The 18,829-nt window shown below is 45.3% G+C and carries 20 protein-coding genes; 8 read left to right on the forward strand and 12 right to left on the reverse strand.

The genetic code is table 11. From position 1 onward, the window contains the following. Positions 1-48: 48 nt before the first annotated feature. The 9 genes from H6797_05320 to H6797_05360 are packed head-to-tail and all read right to left on the reverse strand — an operon-like array spanning position 49 to position 9,603. The gene (locus H6797_05320; protein ID USN96454.1) at positions 49-1,260 is read right to left on the reverse strand and encodes a type II secretion system F family protein; all 1,212 of its coding nucleotides are present in this window, start codon (positions 1,258-1,260) and stop codon (positions 49-51) included. A gap of 7 nt (positions 1,261-1,267) precedes the next feature. Then, entirely contained in the window at positions 1,268-2,338 is a 1,071-nt protein-coding gene (locus H6797_05325; protein USN96455.1) for a type IV pilus twitching motility protein PilT, read from the reverse strand. A 15-nt stretch (positions 2,339-2,353) separates the two neighbouring features. Then, the gene (gene tadA / locus H6797_05330; protein USN96456.1) at positions 2,354-4,117 is read right to left on the reverse strand and encodes a Flp pilus assembly complex ATPase component TadA; all 1,764 of its coding nucleotides are present in this window, start codon (positions 4,115-4,117) and stop codon (positions 2,354-2,356) included. Positions 4,118-4,132: 15 nt separating this feature from the next. Continuing rightward, positions 4,133-4,360, reverse strand: coding sequence for a hypothetical protein (locus H6797_05335; protein ID USN96457.1), 228 nt, complete (start codon positions 4,358-4,360; stop codon positions 4,133-4,135). Beyond that, complete coding sequence (locus H6797_05340) at positions 4,357-5,031, reverse strand: hypothetical protein (GenBank protein ID USN96458.1); 675 nt, start codon at positions 5,029-5,031, stop codon at positions 4,357-4,359. The genes H6797_05335 and H6797_05340 overlap by 4 nt, the downstream gene beginning before the upstream one ends. Continuing rightward, positions 5,031-5,756, reverse strand: a complete 726-nt coding sequence (locus H6797_05345) for a hypothetical protein (protein ID USN96459.1) — start codon at positions 5,754-5,756, stop codon at positions 5,031-5,033. The genes H6797_05340 and H6797_05345 overlap by 1 nt, the downstream gene beginning before the upstream one ends. Continuing rightward, positions 5,753-6,799 (reverse strand): type IV pilus assembly protein PilM, encoded by a 1,047-nt coding sequence (gene pilM / locus H6797_05350; GenBank protein USN96460.1) that lies wholly within the window; start codon positions 6,797-6,799, stop codon positions 5,753-5,755. The genes H6797_05345 and pilM overlap by 4 nt, the downstream gene beginning before the upstream one ends. Before the next feature lie 54 nt (positions 6,800-6,853). Continuing rightward, a complete protein-coding gene (locus H6797_05355; protein USN96461.1) occupies positions 6,854-9,016 on the reverse strand; it encodes a VWA domain-containing protein in 2,163 nt (720 codons plus the stop codon). Continuing rightward, a complete protein-coding gene (locus H6797_05360; GenBank protein USN96462.1) occupies positions 9,016-9,603 on the reverse strand; it encodes a hypothetical protein in 588 nt (195 codons plus the stop codon). The genes H6797_05355 and H6797_05360 overlap by 1 nt, the downstream gene beginning before the upstream one ends. A gap of 588 nt (positions 9,604-10,191) precedes the next feature. Here H6797_05360 and H6797_05365 point away from each other — a divergent pair. The 3 genes from H6797_05365 to H6797_05375 are packed head-to-tail and all read left to right on the forward strand — an operon-like array spanning position 10,192 to position 12,454. Continuing rightward, positions 10,192-10,572, forward strand: coding sequence for a hypothetical protein (locus tag H6797_05365; GenBank protein ID USN96463.1), 381 nt, complete (start codon positions 10,192-10,194; stop codon positions 10,570-10,572). Further along, positions 10,573-12,030: a hypothetical protein gene (locus H6797_05370; protein USN96464.1), complete on the forward strand. Its 1,458-nt coding sequence runs from the start codon at positions 10,573-10,575 to the stop codon at positions 12,028-12,030. Positions 12,031-12,079: 49 nt separating this feature from the next. After that, a complete protein-coding gene (locus H6797_05375) occupies positions 12,080-12,454 on the forward strand; it encodes a hypothetical protein (protein ID USN96465.1) in 375 nt (124 codons plus the stop codon). Positions 12,455-12,476: 22 nt separating this feature from the next. Here the strand turns inward: H6797_05375 and H6797_05380 are convergent, their stop codons facing one another. Both H6797_05380 and H6797_05385 read right to left on the reverse strand, forming a co-directional pair. Further along, positions 12,477-13,043, reverse strand: coding sequence for a hypothetical protein (locus tag H6797_05380; protein USN96466.1), 567 nt, complete (start codon positions 13,041-13,043; stop codon positions 12,477-12,479). 22 nt (positions 13,044-13,065) lie between these two features. Next, entirely contained in the window at positions 13,066-13,509 is a 444-nt protein-coding gene (locus tag H6797_05385; protein USN96467.1) for a hypothetical protein, read from the reverse strand. Between the two features lie 256 nt (positions 13,510-13,765). Here H6797_05385 and H6797_05390 point away from each other — a divergent pair, with 256 nt between their 5' ends. From H6797_05390 to ychF, 5 genes are all read left to right on the forward strand, one after another. Then, a complete protein-coding gene (locus H6797_05390; GenBank protein USN96468.1) occupies positions 13,766-14,353 on the forward strand; it encodes a hypothetical protein in 588 nt (195 codons plus the stop codon). A 134-nt stretch (positions 14,354-14,487) separates the two neighbouring features. Beyond that, positions 14,488-14,898, forward strand: coding sequence for a hypothetical protein (locus tag H6797_05395; GenBank protein USN96469.1), 411 nt, complete (start codon positions 14,488-14,490; stop codon positions 14,896-14,898). Between the two features lie 358 nt (positions 14,899-15,256). Next, positions 15,257-15,442: a helix-turn-helix domain-containing protein gene (locus H6797_05400; protein ID USN96470.1), complete on the forward strand. Its 186-nt coding sequence runs from the start codon at positions 15,257-15,259 to the stop codon at positions 15,440-15,442. Beyond that, a complete protein-coding gene (locus H6797_05405; protein ID USN96471.1) occupies positions 15,439-17,076 on the forward strand; it encodes a recombinase family protein in 1,638 nt (545 codons plus the stop codon). The genes H6797_05400 and H6797_05405 overlap by 4 nt, the downstream gene beginning before the upstream one ends. Beyond that, the gene (ychF, locus tag H6797_05410) at positions 17,000-18,073 is read left to right on the forward strand and encodes a redox-regulated ATPase YchF (GenBank protein USN96472.1); all 1,074 of its coding nucleotides are present in this window, start codon (positions 17,000-17,002) and stop codon (positions 18,071-18,073) included. Before H6797_05405 ends, ychF begins: the two co-directional genes overlap by 77 nt. 92 nt (positions 18,074-18,165) lie before the next feature. Here ychF and H6797_05415 read toward each other — a convergent pair whose 3' ends face one another. Continuing rightward, on the reverse strand, positions 18,166-18,828 hold the full coding sequence (locus H6797_05415; protein ID USN96473.1) for a hypothetical protein: 663 nt from the start codon (positions 18,826-18,828) through the stop codon (positions 18,166-18,168). Position 18,829 lies beyond the last annotated feature (1 nt).

Consider the following 18,829-nt stretch of genomic DNA (forward strand, 5'->3'; position numbering starts at 1 on the left):
TGGGAACGCTTATGCTTATGGTACACCAGTCCCCCGACATTGTCCATATCACACGTGCATGGTGTTTACTAGGCTGTAGATAGGCAAGAGAATTGCAGCCACCATACCACCCGCAACTACAGCAAGTACCACCATAAGAACCGGCTCGATAGCGGTAGAGATTGAACCAATTTCGTCATCAAGTTCATCCTCATAAATCTTCGCGGTCTTACCCATCATCTCATCAATACGACCCGACTTCTCACCGATGTTAATCATTTGAGATACAAGCTCTGGAACATGCCGCTCCGGTAAGAGTGACGATGACAAATCCTTGCCACCTTTAACCTTTTCAGCAGCATTATCGATTTCATCAGATATAACACTGTTGTTTACTGCTTCACTAGCTATAGCAAGCATGTCTAGCATGTTTACGCCCGTATCAAGAAGTGTCTGCCCTGTCCTGTTAAATCGTGCCATATAGAGACGCTGGAACAAACCTTTGATAATCGGAGTGTTGAGCTTAATCTCGTCAAGCATTCGTTGACCCCCTTCAGTACGAAAATACTGATAAACCATATAGGCAATAATCGCTACTACGAACACTACCAGCCACCAATATTGCGTAGAGAATTGCGAAAGCGCAACGATAATTTGCGTAATAAGAGGTAGTGACTGATGTAAATCGTGGTACAGCTTCTGAACCTGTGGCACGACTGTGAAAAGCATAAATACCATAACAGCGAGAATGACCACTAAAACAATAAGCGGATATGTCATTGCTCCGCGAATACGACCTACGATTACTGCATCTTTTTCCTGTTGCATCGCGATTCGCTGCAATGCTTCGTCTAACGTACCCGAGGCCTCACCTGCAGCCACCAATGAAAGAAATAACCTGTCAAAAACATCTGGATGCTTCGAGAAAGAATCGTGGAGAGTGTGTCCTCCCTCGACAGAAGCAATAACTTCCTGAATAACATTGCGCAGTCTTGAATTTGCGGTTTGATCAACTAACGTGCGCAAACTCTGAGACAGAGGGAGTCCTGCTGTAATAAGTGTCGAAAGCTGACGAGTAAATACAACTCGGTCCTTAGTCGTAATACGATTCGTAAATCGAGCAAAAAAACTTTCCTCGGCGTTTACTTCCTTAATATTAAGCGGAGTAAAACCCTGCGCAACAAGTAACTTTGCCGCTTCGTGCTCAGTCTCGGCCTGAACAATAGCCTTTACAACCTTATCTGTAGTGTTGTCTCTTGCTTCGTAGTTAAACTTTCTCATAGCAAATCTAGCCTCGCATCAATCTTTCAAATTCAGTCAAATCTACTGCAAAACTTCTTGCTTCGTCATATGTTATGACACCGCTTTGAACAAGACCTACTAGAGTACGGTCCATCGTCTGCATGCCCGCATCTGCGCCTGTCTGTATAACTGCGTCGAGCTGATGAGACTTACCCTCCCTGATAATGTTACGTACAGCAGGATTAGCAATCAAAATTTCAGCCGCTACGACCCTGCCCCCTCCAATCGCAGGAACAAGACGCTGTGAACAGATTGCCATAAGAATATTGGCAAGTTGAGCGCGAATTTGCGATTGTTGATGTGGTGGAAATACGTCTATCATACGATCTATCGATTGAGCAGCACTGTTCGTGTGAAGGGATGCCAAAACCAAATGGCCCGTTTCAGCAATTGTAATAGCAGCACTGATCGTTTCGAGATCTCGCATCTCACCAATCAATACAACATCTGGGTCCTGACGAAGACTTGAACGCAAAGCTGCCGAGAAACTATAAGTATCATAGTGAACTTCTCGCTGCACGACGACCGACTTTTTAGATGTATGTGTAAACTCAATCGGATCCTCGATAGTAATAATATGCTGGGATGTCTCAGTATTTAACTTGTCGATCAGAGATGCAAGCGTCGTTGACTTACCACTACCCGTAGGACCCGTTACTAGTACAAGCCCCCTGGGATACTTTGCAAAATTCATAACGACTGGCGGTACACCTAGTTCGTTGATAGTCTTGATCTCGTTAGGTATAAGCCTCAGTGCAGCCGCAAGATTACCTCTTTCGTGGTAGGCATTTACGCGAAACCGACCTAGCGTTCCAAAAGCAAAACTAAAGTCAAATTCCTTGTCTTTGTCGAGGATTTGCTGTTGATCCTGATCCAAAATGGCAAAAAGTAAGGTTTCGACAGACGCCTCATCAAGAGGGTTAAATCCAGATATAGGTACAAGCGAACCATCGACACGCAATACCGGAGGTAGTCCGACTTGCAAGTGCAAATCAGAAGCTCGCCGACGAACGACTTCTTCTAGTAGAATTTCAATCCTTAGTTCTTGATTTGGCATACTATTCCTATCTCTCTACGCGGTGTCCGCTGTTACTCGGTTTACTTCTTCCAGCGTTGTAATTCCTTGCAGCGCTTTGAGATACCCATCCTGGCGCATGGTAATCATACCCTCTGCTACTGCCTGCCTTTGAATTTCTGAACTAGTTGCACGGCGAACTATGAGCTGCTGGATCGTTTCCGTCACATCCATTACCTCGTAGAGTCCTGCGCGTCCGCTATATCCCTTTGGCGTAGCCGGGGTGTCTTTACCCTTGACTAAAGTATAAGCGTTTTGACCTGCCAGAGGCAAGTCTTTATAGCCTAAATCTTGTGAAATCTTTGCAACATCTGCCTGCGTCTTGGGAAGAAGGTGTCCAACAGTAGCCAAAATATTTTGTGTTTCAATAGGACCAGACTGATAGGTGTCCCGCTTAGGAGCTACTCGACGCACCAAACGCTGACCAATAATTGTATTTACTGTGCTCGCTATCAGAAATGGTTCAATCTTCATATCTAGTAAACGCGGCAACACTCCAGCAGCGCTATTTGTGTGCAACGTACTAAGTACAAGGTGCCCTGTCAGTGCCGCCTGAACGGCCAAGTTAGCCGTCTCGTCGTCACGGATCTCGCCCACCATCACGATGTCTGGGTCTTGGCGTAAGATTGAACGAAGTCCAGTTGCAAATGTTAGCCCAACCTCACTGTTCACCTGGATTTGATTGACTCCCGCCATCTTATATTCGACTGGGTCTTCCAGTGTAACTATATTGACCGTGTCATCCTTAATTTCTTGAATAAGAGCGTACAAACTGGTTGATTTACCACTACCTGTTGGTCCAGAGGTCAAAACCATTCCATTCGGCCTATGAGCTCCCTTGCGAATAGCACGTAACGCACGCCCAGCGTACCCCATCTCTTCAAGATTAAACGTAGATCCAGACTTGTCTAACAGTCGGATTACTACCTGCTCACCCCAGACTACAGGACTAATCGCAATACGAAGATCAACTTCCTTGTTGGCAACTTTAACTGCAAATTGCCCATCCTGCGGCACTCTATGTTCGTCAATCTTTAGATTGGACAAAATTTTTATACGACTTACCAATGCTGGCTCGATAGCCTTTGGAAGCTGCATTATCTCCCGGAGGACACCATCCACACGACAACGAATCTTCAGAGCTGCTTCAAGTGGTTCGATGTGTATATCGCTAGCTCGTGACTTAACGGCATATTCCAAAATAGTCGATAAGGCGCGGCTAATCGGAGAATCTTGAACAATAGTTTTAATATTACTCGACTCTTCCTTCTCCGCCTCTTGTGCGGTCGCTTCTGCAGCGGCACCAACCGTAGACAAATCAGCTTTATATTGGTCTAAAACGTGTCGTACGCCAACCTCAGAAGCCATAAAAACCTTTAATGGCCGTTCTATCATGCTTGAAAGATAATCAACAGCCTGCACATTACTTGCGTCTACCATCGCAACCGCCAAGCGATTTTGAACTTCAGCAAGCGGAACGGCCATGAAACGCTCAGCAACATCCTCTGGTAAAAGTTCGAGTACGTTTTGATTTATAAGACTATTTGTCAAATTAACATAAGGAACGCCGGAAACCTGTGCAATTCCATGTGTGAGCATTTCGTCGTCTATGATGTGCCTTTCAGACAGAAGGGCAAACAGAGGTTTTTTCGTTTTTTGCGACTCCTCGTCTGCGGCACGCAAAACAGCTTTCGAAACAAGCCCTTCATCTGTAAGAAGGGTCATGAGCTTTTCCTGCATTTCAGTGGTCAGTAACGCCACGTCTACACTCCCCCCCTACGGTGTTTGACCGTTACCAATTTCCACCTCGACCGTCGGATTAATTGCATCCTTATTAAAAATCGTCTTATCAGGTGTTTCGATAGTATCGCTGATTGGCGCTATAGTTTTTACCTTAACACTTTCACCACTCGGCTGGCCAATCACCATACTCGCTACAAAATAAGCAACAACTACGCTGATAGAGGCTATAAGTACTATAGATGCTACTTCAGTGTTTTTCATTGCTTAACCACCTTATCAGTTAATTGAACGGTTTGAGCCGTGTCATAGTAGCCGACACCATTTGCAGTTAAAATGACTCTTCCACCCTGACTTTCGATTGATAGATTAGTTACGTCAAATGGCCTAATCGACATCTCTATACGCTGTAATACACTTCGTAAACTAGTCTGCTTGTTTGAAGCAGTACTAACAGCGAATGAAAAACTTATGGTATTTGAGCCAGCGGCATCAGTATTTGACGTTCCATCACTACTAGCAGAATCAACTCTTAAGCTCTCAATCGTTACTCCTGGTACACCGGCCAACAATTTTGTTTGCAAAGACGACGCCATCGCAGTTGAATTCGCATTAGATGGAAGCGCATCGAGAACAGATTGCAGAGGCGCGTCAGTACTATTAAGGCGCACTGATGCGAGATCTTGGTTCGTGTTAAGTACTCTAATGTTGTCTTTAAGAGCAGGAACTGTATCAATATTTTTCTGCAACACTGAAATGGTATGATCTTTTTCTGCAATAACTTTTTCACCAAACAATATACGTTGACCCAAAAAGATAACAAGGACAAATGAGAAACCAACGACAGTTGACGCGCCGGCAATTGCTAAAAACATTGTTTTATTCGCACGGCTAATTTGTTGACGTTTACGCAGTCCTGCCGCTTGTTTGTCCATTAGTTAGTCCCCTTCTGATCAGCTGCGCGATCGCTAAACAAGCTTTGTGGCAATCCTAAGTAGGAATCGGTTGCATTTTGACGACCAGGTCCAACAATGATTGCATCACTTGAGCTTCTCGCAAAAAACGCAGGGTCGTAAGTAAATGACATAGTGAAGCGAAGAACTTTATTTCCAGTTGCATCTTCTCCGTAACTCAACTCAGACGTCGAGACATTGTCCGTAAGCGGAACAGTTTGAGCCGTATCGCCATCCTTGTAACTCAATGACGTACCAAGAATTGTCTTTTTTAAGATATCTGCGGCAACATATCCATTCGCCGCCTGACCCTCTAGGTGAATGGTTCCGCTGTCAGAATCAACACGAGCAAGTGAAAAGGTGACTTGGTTTGGCGCTTGCGGATTGATTTTTGCCAACAACTCAAAGAACCGTGAGTAGATATTCTTCTCATTATGATAATTGGTTAGCTGTGTGAGTTGGTGCTGGATAGTCAACATGTGAGCTAGATCAGGTACGCTTGATAGTGATTTGCTTTTTTGCTTGATTTGATCGTCGTCGATAGATGAACGTACAGTTTGTACTCCGACTAAATAAACCGTCATGAGTACCACAATACCTATAAACACAAGGCTTACAAAAACAGCACCCGTGATGACAAGACTTCTTACCCGTTTTGCGCGTATGAGTTCTTGTTTAACGTCTGGTACAAGATTAATTTCTGTCATGCGATGTTCCTTCTCTTAGCCAGTCCTACGGCCACAGAAAATTCCGAGGCAATCGCAGCAAAATTCTGATCATTCGAAGGTGCAGACACACCCTGCCATGGGTTAGCAACAGAACATTGAATGCCTATCTTGGTTGTCATATACTGATCTAGCTGCGGAATCACACCCGCAAAACCAGCTAATAGTACGTTGCTTACCACCACTGCAGGATACCTTGTTTGAAAAAACTTAATGGATTTTAGTAGCTCCGACACAAGACCTTCTAGCGTACCCTCTAGGGCTCGCACAACCTGCCCCTCTAACTTGTCAGGAGCTAGGCCGAATTTAAGTATAAATTGTCGAGCCTGGTCCTCTTGGATTCCTAGATTTTGAACAGCAGCATGGACTAACGTCTCTAGACCGCTTGGAATTGATCTGACTAACCGTGGCGCATCTCCGTAGACAATACCAACGTTAATGTTCTGTTCTGCTACTTCAACAATCACCTGAGCCTCATGGATACCGGGTGCAGCAAGGGCACGGATGGCAGCAAGTGGCTCTGGCTCTGCAGCAATAACATCAAACCCGAGGCTCTCGACAAGCTCGAGTCGCTCCTCAGCATAAGAAATTGGTGTGCTTGCAAGTAATACTTCCTGTTTTGTGGGGTCATGTAGCGATTGACCCAACACTGACCAGTCAACCTTTGCATCATCTAATGACATCGGTATGTATTGATCAAGTTGATACTTAATAGTACTTTTCAACTCAGCCTCAGATGTAGTTGGTATGTCGATTACCGTAACAAACGTCTTGCCGGCAGATAAGCCGATTGCAACGTTTTTTGTCTTGATACCACTCTGCCCCACCACTGTCATAATAATCTCGCCAAGTCGATGCTTTGCCTCTGCAGAGTCAGATGTCGCAGTCTTGACATCGATCGGTGCATAACCATAGTGACGTAACGACCATTTATCTGGACCTGCGGGCGTAAGTTGCACGGCCCTAACTGAATTAGTTCCTATATCGAGACCAAAGAAGTCGCCCACGCCTTTTATCATAGCCATAATGCCTCTATTATACACAAGCGCTTTCGCACATAAAAGCCCATTTTTATTAATCTAGTAATACGGGGGTAAATCCGTAGAATATGTTGTTTGTAATTTACCGACACTCTCACCGCCACCTTTGATCTGCGACCACAAACTAGTCGTACCTGGCAAGTTAATGATCTCCGCAGGATCACCCGCACCACTATCCGCACCATACGTACGCAACAGATATAAATGACGTGCCATAACCGGACCATTAATCAATAGCTTGATGTCGCAAACTTTGGTCGACAAATGAATATTGACATCATCTCCGCAAGTAGAAATGTTACCCCCTGCACCACTAGCAATTAGCCAGGCATCAATCTGTTTCACTGACTTATCGATGTAAATGTTATTCGCGATAATCACTAGCTGTGGAATCTCGCTAATATCCTTATAGGGGTCAACACCCTTGCCGTTATCATATTTGATGTTACCAGTAATCGACACATTCGCATTTGGCGCCCAGACGATAATCATCTTTCCTTTACCTATAGGATCTTTAGCTTCTACTTTTAACGAATTTGATTGCGTTACGTGCAGTCCATTTCCTAGGTCTGAAATATTTAACTTCCTACTAGAATCAATAATGGGTATCTGACTACCGGCTGTTAGTGCGGGGACTGCATCTGGGATTGTGCCGACACCAGTACTACTCGAGAAGTTACCGCAAGAACTCGTATCGTTAGCAAAGGTAAGAATATTAAGTCTATAATCGCAAGTGCCCGATGGCACCCCAGAAAATCCTCCCGCATACCCCGAAAGAGAGGCGACTCCTACGACTGGTCCGGGAGCGATTATGCCGTACTCAACCCAGCTGCCATACGTCTTTCTGCTTCCACCAACCATCTTTGTCGATGTACTTGCATATACCTTTGCAGAGGCACTTCCAGGCCCACCGGCGAAACCTCTCCCGACCCTAAGGTCGCCACCTTGAATCTGTACGAACGCATGCTCCGCCACAAATATACATGCCGACTGACTATAACGATCTGTTGGCGAATCATTTTGAGTTGGTTGGTGGATTTTTAGAAAATAACATATTTTTGTGCCAGGACCCCAAGAAGGATCAAGTGCAGGCCTAGATGCTGCGGTGTTAATAACGTTATATCCTGGATTGAATGTCCTATTATTAGAATCGAGATTGTCATTGCATGATTGAGTTAATACTTGCCTGGTCAGCTGCGCACAAGTTCCCCCGCTAAGTCTAGAAACATCTTGCCCAGGGCTCACGACAACTTGAGTAATTGACCATTCAGTTGATTGACTAGTAGTGTCGATAGATGTGTTGTTTACACTAAAGACTAATGGCTGAACGCTCGCGCCACTTCCCGGGAAAACAGCTTGACTAGCGGGAGTCACTGACGGTATCAAATTGTACACTTTAGGCGCTGGTGTCGGCGGCGGCGTCACAGGGGGTTTAATTTCATCACACGCATTACCAATATAACTACGGAGCTGCTCAGCTAGGTTGGAATAGTTAGAATCAATGTGAAAGGTGTGCGTCGAATTATTAGAGCTACCATTAATCACACTGTTAAGTGCACCCTGATCCGCATTACCGATAATACCTCCTAGTATCAATTTAGGGTTTCCGATATCCGGACCACCTGCTTTTAATTTCCTTACAGCATTTTGAGCCAACCTGACCGCGTTACCAACGCCAGATGGCTGGTTCGGCAGGCCGTCAGTCATAAAAACAATAATGTCTGTCTTTTTCATGATGCCTGCAATGGCAGGATTGAGATTTCCATGATCATAACCAAAACCTTGCTCATAGTCGGTACCACCATAGGAAACTATGGAATTTAAATTCGCCATAAAGTTATAGTAGCCCGGGTCAAGATTGCCATATGAACTTACGAAGTCGCTATAAGGTGCGTCGTAATTAGAATCCGCAACGCCATACGCAAACGACCAAAATGCCAAAAATATGTTCGGGTCGTACAACCCGGTATTAGTATTGTTATTGTTATTTCCCGGGGGTTGAAACAACAATTTAATCTGTGCTTGCAAGGTTCGCTCATTAGTTGGACCAACTGAACCCGAGCGATCAAGTACCATAGCAACGTGACAAAGTGGAGTCGACTGAGCATAACTATAGGGAGTCACGATTGCAGCCACGAGAGCAGTAATCCCTATGCCAAACATAATGACCCATGGCAATATCCTATTCATCCATATTGTCATTACTTCTTCTCCATTGCAGCGGCATGAGTGGCCTGTGAATCGTAATACGCCTTGCTAAGAAGTGCTTCGTTCGTTGGACTTGCCGCCCATTTACCAGCCAAGGTATAGTATCGTGCAGCATTGGCGTATTGTTTTTGATCTGCATACATACGCGCGAGCCAGTCAGCTGCGAGATATTTATCAGTTGACACGCTTTCAGCCTGCAAAGCAACCTTAATTGCCTTGTTCGCATTACCCGTATCGTATAGAAGCTGTGACTGGCTAATATATAGCTGTATTTTGCGAACCGTATCTGGCTCGGACGCTATTTCAGACGCATAAATATCATTAGCCTTTGCAATGTCGCCATCCTTTATAGCCGCCAGAGCTTTATTATGTATCACACCTTCGCGCTTAATCTGCGCAACTTTGTCATCTCGTGCAGCCAATTGTGCCGCCGTAGGAGCTGCAGTCTCATCAGTGGTCTGTGATTGATTTAACCTAAATAATACCAACGTTATGCCTACGATAAAAAGCGCTCCTACGACAATAAACACTTTCGTCCGAAAGGATAACTTAATCCACCACTTGTTATTCTTTTTTGACATCTACCATCCATTAACGCTTATGCTGGGTCAAGTATAAACGACGGTGAATGTTTGGACAAGCAAACAAATAATTACTCGTCTCTTAGTGGCAATATACCGATGAGTGCCATCCACATCTACATAGATGTGGGTATGTTTCTATCAGCCTCGCATTATATTGGAAAAACTTCACCACCTCTGTTAGAATAGATTGGTTATGAGTTTATCAATAGGCACAGCAAGGACACAAACCAACCTATCGCCGCTACTCTTCTCCCCTTCAAGCTGTCAGTGAAGTTGCCAGTGCCGGACCAAGGCGGGCGTGGCTACTCAAAGGAATTCCTACAACAACTTACTTAAAGTGAATTCGACCCACCCCCCGTTCGAGTAGGGTGCGTTGGTTCCATGTTCAATAACAATATATAGCGAAGCGTCGGAACCTGTGGTTTCACCAGATCTTGTTATACGACACTAGCAGGCTTACTGCGTTGCAGTCGTCAATTCCAATACATTTGGCTGAATACGTAATATATACAGAATAAGATTGCTCGGTAATGCGTCAATCAGTACGTGTAGGCCGCGTGGGCAGGTTGCTTGGGTAAGCAGTTGATGTTAGAATTTACAGCATTAGGGTGGGAGACGGGAAGTATAGAAATGAAGGCTCGTTGGACCACCCCGCAACTTATTTGGGCTATTTTGTTAGTCGTTGCCGGAATGATAGCGGCTTTGAGCAGTGTGCCTAAACTATTGGATGCACTACCACAATCATCTCAGCTCTGTACGACTGCCGGCCTACTTGGTTTCATAGGCTCTATTTTACAACCGAGATATTACCTTACAATTTTGTTTCTATTGATTACCGTCACCCTGATACACAGGGCCACGAAACTTCTCTCATCAAAGAGTGCCGCGTTCGCTCCCTATCCTGCGCTTGTAGTCGCCCTGGCTGTAACGGTGCTTCTTTCCATTTCTGCTTTTAGGTGTGGTTGAATGCACAACCTTTTTCATTTTCCTGAGCAGAGTAAGAAATCTCTGAGCACACTATCTTATGACAATCTTGGCGAAGCAATTTACATTGAAGACCTCAAACACGCTCAGAAATCATTATCTGACCTGATAAATGGTTCGCAGAAAGCCAAACTGCTGCAAAGGGGCTACGTGAGTATCGTTAGCGGACCTTATGGTGTCGGCAAGACGGTATCCGCATGGGCGATAATTAACGAACTGCGCAAGGAAATACCAGAGATATTTTTTATAGAGAGGTCGCTATTGCCTTTCGGTAACACATCCGAAGCGATTTCGGCATTCCTGAACAATTTTGCATATCGATTGTGGCAAGAAGGGGTTGTGGATATTCGAGAAGATATAGCGCAATTTATATTTGAAGTGACCCAGGATGCAGTGCCGCTTAAACTCGAAGCAAGTATCGGACCTATCAGGGTTGGAAAAGACCTTGTTCCAGGTGCTAGAAGTGATGATGTGTACGAAGTAGTCAGTGGGAAATTCTCAGGTATAAAAAAATGTCCCGCTATCATCATACTACTTGACGATGTTGATAGGCTTCGCACAAGCGAAATCATCGAAACAATGAGACTTGTTGAAAAGTTACGGTTGCTCCCGCGTACAGTCGTTTTGTTACCCGTGTATAAGGATATTTTGACAAACGCTTTTCAAAATGAACTGCACGTACCTGGAGATACTGCTCCAACCTTCCTTAGAAAATTGTCGGACTACGAAATAAGCTTACGTGCCGATTACGGCGGACTGAAGAAGATTTTTCTTAGTAAATTTGAAGGAAAATACGGAAGCATAGACGGTATCAGTATCCCGGAGCTTTGCTGGTACAGCCTAGTGCATAACATTGTTATTCGAGAAGCGATAGCGAAAATCGATGGCGCACCAGACAAAGGTGTAATCAACCATGCCTTTGAATTTTCCAACTCACCTTATCTGTCTCACTTGCAAAAAGCCTTCATGCTACAAAATCACTATCAGGCAGGCTTCTCCAAAGAAGAGCATCCGATGCCTGCTCATTATTTTGAAAGCGGTCAAGACTATTTTTCACCACTCGGAAAGCAATACTCATACATTGCAGACAGGACTAATGACAGCGGCATGTATACACAGCTGGGTGAACTTAGAAACATAGATAATGTCGCGAAACTAATTACGTTGGATTCGAATATAGTAGATGCCTTGAGGTCAAACTATAAGACTGAGTTCAAAAAGGACGTAGAAGACAAGTCGTCTAGGCCCGCATTAGTTGCATTTTTTATACCGAAATTGCAAATATCCGAAAACGAACCTCTACTGACTAATAACTATAGAGCGCGAGACGTCGAGGACATGGCGCTACGCATTCTGGGTGACCGGAGATTTGATAAAAAAAGCAGTGACGCCTTATTGTTTTATAGAATTGCAAGTGAACGGTTCGATGAATATCGATAATTACAAAAAATTACACTCCCATAATCATCAGAGTTATAATTGATTCGCAATGAAAGACATAAAACAGCATAGTTCACTAACACCTAAACAAAGCGCATATATACAGGCATATGCCAGCCCTGACAGCGCCAGCTTTGGTAACTCGTACCAAAGCGCCCTGTTGGCGGGCTATAGTTTCCAAACTGCCCGCAACATGACACACCTCCGACCTGAGTGGTTATCGGAAAATATCGGACAGATGGCCGTCATTAAACCTCAAGAAATTATGCAGGAGCTAACAACGGTCATACATAACGAAAATGAACCAACAATTATCCGACTAAAGGCCATGGAGCTATCTATGAAGGCGTATAGTATGTTGCAGCAGCGCACCGCTACCGAACCAACAGCCGTTTCAATATCAATTGATTTATCGCAATCTTAGTTGCCGCACCAAGGAACACACTCTATGAACCGTGTTTTTTTGCGGCTCTTCGCTTCTTCACAGTCCTTTTGTGCATCGGGAATCTTTTTTGCACGTCCTTCTCTATAGCCTTAGCTTCCGCCTCGATATCAAAGTCGAAGGCGGCCATTACGCCGACGAATGCGTTATAAGTCTCACGTGCCTCCATGCTACTATTCTCAATACCATCTGAATCCAGGTAGCCAACCTCAATCGCATTAATAACGCTCCATAAAGACCCTATGCATTCATGCCAGGCAGTAACAGCAGCTTGCTTAGCCTCTATCGAATGCTGGTCAGAAGACAGTACGGTTTTTACATGTCGCCGACAAATCACGTTCAATTCATATTGCACCCGTTTTGAATTCAATATCTCACTATGTAACTTTTCGTCAAACAGATCGTCGTATGGCTTATTAATATCTTTTTGCAAGAGTTCCTGGACCCTTCTATACCTATCCTCGCCATACCTATCAAGCGACTCCTGTAATATCGACAGACGCCTCCCCGGACTGTTCGCGTACACGACCCAAGCGATAACGGCTACTATAACGATGACTATCCAAAACATACGTTCTATATTAACACCTTATTTATTCGTCATAGGTCGCAACAACAAGAAACACAAAGCCAGCCACAATATCAATAATCATCCATGCCTCCTTTGGAAATACAAAAAGAGCAATCGGATTGAATAGTAGAGCTATTAAGGGAAACATCGCCGCTCTTACATATCTACGCCGACTTAAGTACAGCCATATCGCACCCAATGACGCTGCGCATACAACCCACCGCAGAACAATAAAATACGCGTACGGGGCGGGTATTACGGATGATACAAACAATAATATTGCTACAGCACCAAGCAAAAATTCCTGCCAATGGTTTGTGATTCCGTAAAACAGATTCTCAAACTTTCGAAAAAAATTACCCTCGTCAATTACTTGCACTATTATGCCAGCCGTTAGAAAAACTATCATGAGCGCCCCGAACCCTATACAATACCACATCCATACTTGCCCAATAAATTGTTCCATATGCGACCCTTTCCGTTTGATACATGGCAAACCAAAAAGCCCGCCATGAGCGGTGGCCTTTCGGTCACCCACTACTGTTTCCAGCAGCGATAACGGAAAGATGTACTCACGACGAGCTGTTTCTTTCCGTTGATTGTTTAGCCATACCTGCGCATTTGCGTGGCTCTAGGCCAGTGGACTTGCCACTTGTTCATAATTATACCAGCCTGATAGATATTACCGCATAAGCAATATGAAATGGTAGCATTGATTCAGAATGGTTGCTGTTAATGACTTTGGCCCGATAATACCGTCGCAACTTCGCACAAGGGGCGACTGGCATAGATTTTTCGTATTAAACGATGAGGGTTTTATAAATGACGTCTATTCAAAGGTACGAAGAGTGAATGGTAAAAAAAATCTTAGCGACGAGGACGCGACAACAATAGGTAGCGCGTACGCCATAAACGTACTTGATATACATAATTATGTCGCGCGGGGTAGTCGCGGACAGTGGGTACCGCCATCCGACTACTTCACTGTACAGCAGTCGCCAGATTCACCCGATAAATGGGTGGTGGTGTTCGATAAATCAGCGATGCAGCAGGATTTTCTTAACGCATACGAACAGTTTGACTGGTTCCGCTCTAAACAACACCCCTTGGACTTCATGCGACGCCGAGCACCAGAACAGCCCGCGTTAATATACTCTATTTTTACCCAACGCAGGCAGGGAAAACATTGGGGCGAAATATTCAAAATGTATCAAAACGGTACACTTCCGGGATACGAAGGATCGGCATCACAATACACGCATCAAAAGTCACTGGAAGCCCATTACAACAGGTACCGACCAACACCCTAGAATCACTTAATCCGAGACAAAATGTTAGCTGTTTTTAGCAACAGTTCCATGTGTAATAGCTACAGAACGGTATCGATAGCCCTCTGACCAATAACCGTTCTGTCAGGGGGCTTTCCATATGCAGGAGAAGTGTAATGTATTCAATAGAAACGGTAGTGCGCTCAGAGCTAAGAGACGGAAAGGGCTACAGACTCAAAGTATCAATACTAGATTTGGGCCTCTATATCGATGGGTTTCGTGCGTTAAAATCCGAACGTAATCAAAATGGATGGTGGGTACAGCCACCGTCAAACCTGGTAAAGGGTGTCTGGGTAACGGCATGCGAATTTGATAAAACCAAGGCCTTCTGGCTGAATATCGAGCAATCGTGTGTCGATGCCATCGCGACATATTTGTCGGAAGACCGACAACAAATCACGCAAAACTCTTCGCGTGACATATTGCCAGCCGACGACGAGATGGAGGATGTTCTGTCTAAGGGTTTCGAGTTCCCTCCAGGCTGGGATGAGAAGACACCTGAACCACGCAAGGAATATCACCCATGACGCCACATCGTATCACCATGTTCACTACGCCCATATCTATATATAGAGATACCTCTATAACGGTTATACGTATCTATATAAAGATTCTAGTAATAGAGATGCTTACCAGTTGCCTGTGGGTAGAGGTCAACTGTGCAGAACCTGATTCATTACTGGACACCTGTATTGCTATTTATGACGAGTATCACGATGATATTGCCTATTGAGGTCAAATACGAACAAGTGGAAACACCCGACCAAGATAGGATTGATACAGCGTTCAACTACCTCTTTGAGCTAGTCTTGAAGCAAAGAATGTCAACCGAAAACGATGGACATTAAAGTTATATTTACTTATAATTACTTATAAAGGATAGTTATGGATACCGAATACCTCACAGTCGAACAAGTCGCCAACCTGCTCCAGGTCCACTGGCAAAGTGTTTTGAACTACATCAAGCGTGGCGACTTGCCTGCTATGCGGCTAGGGCGAGGTTATCGTATAGCTCGAAACGACTTGGACAAATTTATTGAACAGCGCACAACTAGGGGCAGCAGTCGATGAAAAGAGCCGCCGTATATGTACGCGTTAGCACCGCCAACCAGGAAGATGAAGAGACCATTGAGAATCAGCTCATGGAGCTCAAGGAGCGCATTAAGAACGATGGGGCCCTACTGCTGCCCGAATGCATCTATAGCGACAACGGATGGACCGGTACACTCTTAGAGCGACCAGACCTTGACCGGCTACGGTCAGACGCCAAGGAAGGCGCTTTTGACCTTCTCTACTACTATGACAGGGGGCGTATTGCGCGCAAATTCGTTTACCAAGAAGTTGTATTAGACGAGCTACAGGAATCAGGTATCGAATGTATAAGCCTGCACGACATCAACGGAACGACGCCTGAAGAGATACTGATGGGTAGTGTTATGGGCGTCTTTCATGAGTACGAGCGTATAAAAATTACAGAGCGAATGCGTCTCGGCAAAATGCGAAAAGTAAGAGAGAACGGTAAGCTGCTTGGATACAACGCATGCTACGGCTATGACTATCACCACCGTATAAAAGGAGGTCCCGACGAACGCGACGGTTACTTCAGTATTAATGAGCAAGAGGCTGAAGTTGTCAGGCAAGTATTTAAATGGGTTGCCGACGGCGTATCTTTACGTGAAGTCATCCGGCGCCTACATGCACTAGGGATACCGCCCAAGAAACAAAAACGCACAACGTGGACCAAGGGACCAATTGCCCGAATGCTCACGAACACCACCTATATAGGCAAGCATTTTTACAATAAGAGCGAAGCTGTCGAAACAAAGAGTCCGAAAGACCCTAATAAACGATACCGTCGGATAAAAAAGAGCAGCCGCAAAGTACGGCCAAAGGAAGAATGGCTCGAGGTCAAGGTAGACCCTATCATTAGTAAGGAGCTGTTCGAGCGGGTCCAGCAACAGATGGTTGCCAACCTAAAATTCAGCCACAGGAACAATAAGAAAAATGAATACCTTCTTACTGGACTAATTAGTTGTTCATGTGGCAAACCCCGAACCGGCGACCCAACCGCAAAGGGTCACCTATACTATCGTTGTACTGATAGACTTTCACGATTTCCCCTACCTCGCGAATGCTTTGCTGGAGGCGTTAATGTCGTTGTACTGGATACGATGGTCTGGAGTCAAATTAAAGAACTCGTTAGCAACCCAAAGTTAGTCAGACGACAAGCCGAACGCTGGTTGGCAGATTCAACATCTTCAGCAGCCACACAACAAGCTCAGGAGACTCTAGAACAGCTCACACGGCTAGATGAGGAAGAGAAACGATACGTAAAGGCCTTTGGCATGAACTACTTGTCAGAACGGCTCTACAAGGAACAGATGGACGAACTGTACTCAAAGCGGGCAGCTCTACAGGCTAAAATGAACGATGCGAAGGAGCAAATGGCGCAGCAACCAATGCTAACAGTGGAGCAAATGGTTGATGGAGTTCAAGTATTATTAGAAAGCTTGGATTTTACAGATAAGAAAGCTATAATTAGACGATTAGTTACCAAAGTAAAAGCAACGCAAGAAGAGGCAATTATATGGGGTCAACTACCCATTTTCACGAAAGCAGAGGTTGGTTTTGAGCCTAAGTATCGGCATCGTCGGCCTTCCAAATGTCGGCAAATCAACACTCTTCAACGCCCTGACCGGGGGTGATATCTTGGCTGCGAATTATCCATTTGCAACTATCGAACCAAACACCGGAATCGTACCTGTTCCAGATGATCGCCTAGTGGTGCTCCAAAAGACATACTCAGCACAAAAAATCATCCCCGCCACCGTGACATTTGTCGACATAGCAGGATTAGTCGCTGGTGCATCCGCCGGAGAGGGACTAGGCAACGCATTTCTAGCAAACATCCGAGAATGTAGCGCTATTGTACATGTCGTGCGCGCTTTTGAAGGCGACGTAATCCATGTAGCCGATCGTGTCGACCCAAAGGCCGACATAGAAATCATAAATACTGAATTAATCCTGGCCGATCTTCAAACCATTGAAAAACACCTACCAAAGGTACTCAAGGAAAGCAAAGCAAATCCAGCTAAGCGCGAAGTTGCTTCGTATTTGGAAAGTTTGAAACGCCACCTTCAAGAAGGCACACCCTTGTCTGCCCTGCCCTCACTCGATGAAGAAAAATTAACCGGACTTAATTTACTTACTGCTAAACCTGTTATTTACGCCTTCAATGTAGACGAAAACACCCTGACAAATGACAGCAAAAAGGCAGAATTATCCAATCTTGTCGCACCTGCAAAAAGCGTATTTACATGCGCAAAGCTAGAGGAAGAAATTAAAGACCTAACGGCCGTAGAAGCCGCTGAATTATTGGTAAGCTACGGAGTGGAAGAAACCGGCTTACAGCAATTAATACACAGTGCGTACGAAACGCTCGGCTTACAAAGTTACCTGACTGCTGGCCCCAAAGAAATCCACGCCTGGACAATTCGACGTGGCGATACCGCTCCACAGGCGGCAGGAGTAATTCATACCGATTTCGAACGCGGCTTTATTGCTGCTCAAATTGTAGACTACGACGATCTCGTAGCTGCAGGCTCCGAGCAAGCGGCTAAAGCTGCCGGCAAAGTCCGAACGGAAGGCAAAACCTACATCATGCAACCTGGCGATGTTGTAGAGTTTAGATTTAACGTATAGATAATTTCACTAATTGAAACACCCCGGGTCATATGACCCGGGGTGTAATGTACTTACCCGCTATTTGAACCGGTGAGTAGAGCGGCCTATCGTCAGACGCTTGCACACCCCTGATGGGATGCATCACACGCCACGACAATCAGATTCTGAAAGGTGTCGTTACTACCTTCTACGTCACAAGTAATCAACTCCAACCGACCGGGTCGGTTGTCTGCCAGCGCATGCTGCTGTGGCAAATCGACCTTATTCACGAGGTATGTCGCCTCAATGACATACGTCAACTTCCCTTGCGGCATTTGCAGAATCACTTGCGACTTGCCGAAATCATCCCGACCAATCTTCGTCAGTGGATTGAAAACCATATCATGATCAGCTTTCGCATGACCACCTATGACAACCGTTCCTTGATGTGTACCGGGTAACGTTGAGATTTTGTCCGCAACGTATAACCCCGGCTCCTGACCAGGTACGACAGCCCCGTCCGATCTCACCTTTAATAAGGTTTGATCAACCGGAGTCGGCTCAATAAGCATACCCGTAGGCGTTTGTACGGCCAGTGTACTCGGTATACCAGGAGGTATATCGACCGGCGGAGGTGGTGGTGGGGACGCCGACGACGGCGGCAGCTTATGCGCTGCCGACGCCGCCGGCGAAGGGGGCGCCGAGCCGGTTCCCTGAACCGTCTCAGCTACTATCAAGCCTCCACCAACCACCGCGCACACGAGAACCGCGTTTACGATGGCGCGGCTTCTCATA

The sequence above is a fragment of the Candidatus Nomurabacteria bacterium genome (genome assembly GCA_023898645.1).
Taxonomy (GTDB): Bacteria; Patescibacteriota; Saccharimonadia; order Saccharimonadales; family Saccharimonadaceae; genus UBA2112.

Excerpts from the sequence above, each read along its gene's own strand:
- H6797_05320 (USN96454.1), bottom strand. The coding sequence starts at position 1,260 with ATGAGAAAGTTTAACTACGAAGCAAGAGACAACACTACAGATAAGGTT.
- H6797_05325 (USN96455.1), bottom strand. The coding sequence starts at position 2,338 with ATGCCAAATCAAGAACTAAGGATTGAAATTCTACTAGAAGAAGTCGTT.
- H6797_05335 (USN96457.1), bottom strand. The coding sequence starts at position 4,360 with ATGAAAAACACTGAAGTAGCATCTATAGTACTTATAGCCTCTATCAGC.
- H6797_05340 (USN96458.1), bottom strand. The coding sequence starts at position 5,031 with ATGGACAAACAAGCGGCAGGACTGCGTAAACGTCAACAAATTAGCCGT.
- H6797_05345 (USN96459.1), bottom strand. The coding sequence starts at position 5,756 with ATGACAGAAATTAATCTTGTACCAGACGTTAAACAAGAACTCATACGC.
- pilM (USN96460.1), bottom strand. The coding sequence starts at position 6,799 with ATGGCTATGATAAAAGGCGTGGGCGACTTCTTTGGTCTCGATATAGGA.
- H6797_05355 (USN96461.1), bottom strand. The coding sequence starts at position 9,016 with ATGACAATATGGATGAATAGGATATTGCCATGGGTCATTATGTTTGGC.
- H6797_05360 (USN96462.1), bottom strand. The coding sequence starts at position 9,603 with ATGTCAAAAAAGAATAACAAGTGGTGGATTAAGTTATCCTTTCGGACG.
- H6797_05365 (USN96463.1), top strand. The coding sequence starts at position 10,192 with ATGTTAGAATTTACAGCATTAGGGTGGGAGACGGGAAGTATAGAAATG.
- H6797_05370 (USN96464.1), top strand. The coding sequence starts at position 10,573 with ATGCACAACCTTTTTCATTTTCCTGAGCAGAGTAAGAAATCTCTGAGC.
- H6797_05375 (USN96465.1), top strand. The coding sequence starts at position 12,080 with ATGAAAGACATAAAACAGCATAGTTCACTAACACCTAAACAAAGCGCA.
- H6797_05380 (USN96466.1), bottom strand. The coding sequence starts at position 13,043 with ATGTTTTGGATAGTCATCGTTATAGTAGCCGTTATCGCTTGGGTCGTG.
- H6797_05385 (USN96467.1), bottom strand. The coding sequence starts at position 13,509 with ATGGAACAATTTATTGGGCAAGTATGGATGTGGTATTGTATAGGGTTC.
- H6797_05390 (USN96468.1), top strand. The coding sequence starts at position 13,766 with ATGGTTGCTGTTAATGACTTTGGCCCGATAATACCGTCGCAACTTCGC.
- H6797_05395 (USN96469.1), top strand. The coding sequence starts at position 14,488 with ATGTATTCAATAGAAACGGTAGTGCGCTCAGAGCTAAGAGACGGAAAG.
- H6797_05400 (USN96470.1), top strand. The coding sequence starts at position 15,257 with ATGGATACCGAATACCTCACAGTCGAACAAGTCGCCAACCTGCTCCAG.
- H6797_05405 (USN96471.1), top strand. The coding sequence starts at position 15,439 with ATGAAAAGAGCCGCCGTATATGTACGCGTTAGCACCGCCAACCAGGAA.
- H6797_05415 (USN96473.1), bottom strand. The coding sequence starts at position 18,828 with ATGAGAAGCCGCGCCATCGTAAACGCGGTTCTCGTGTGCGCGGTGGTT.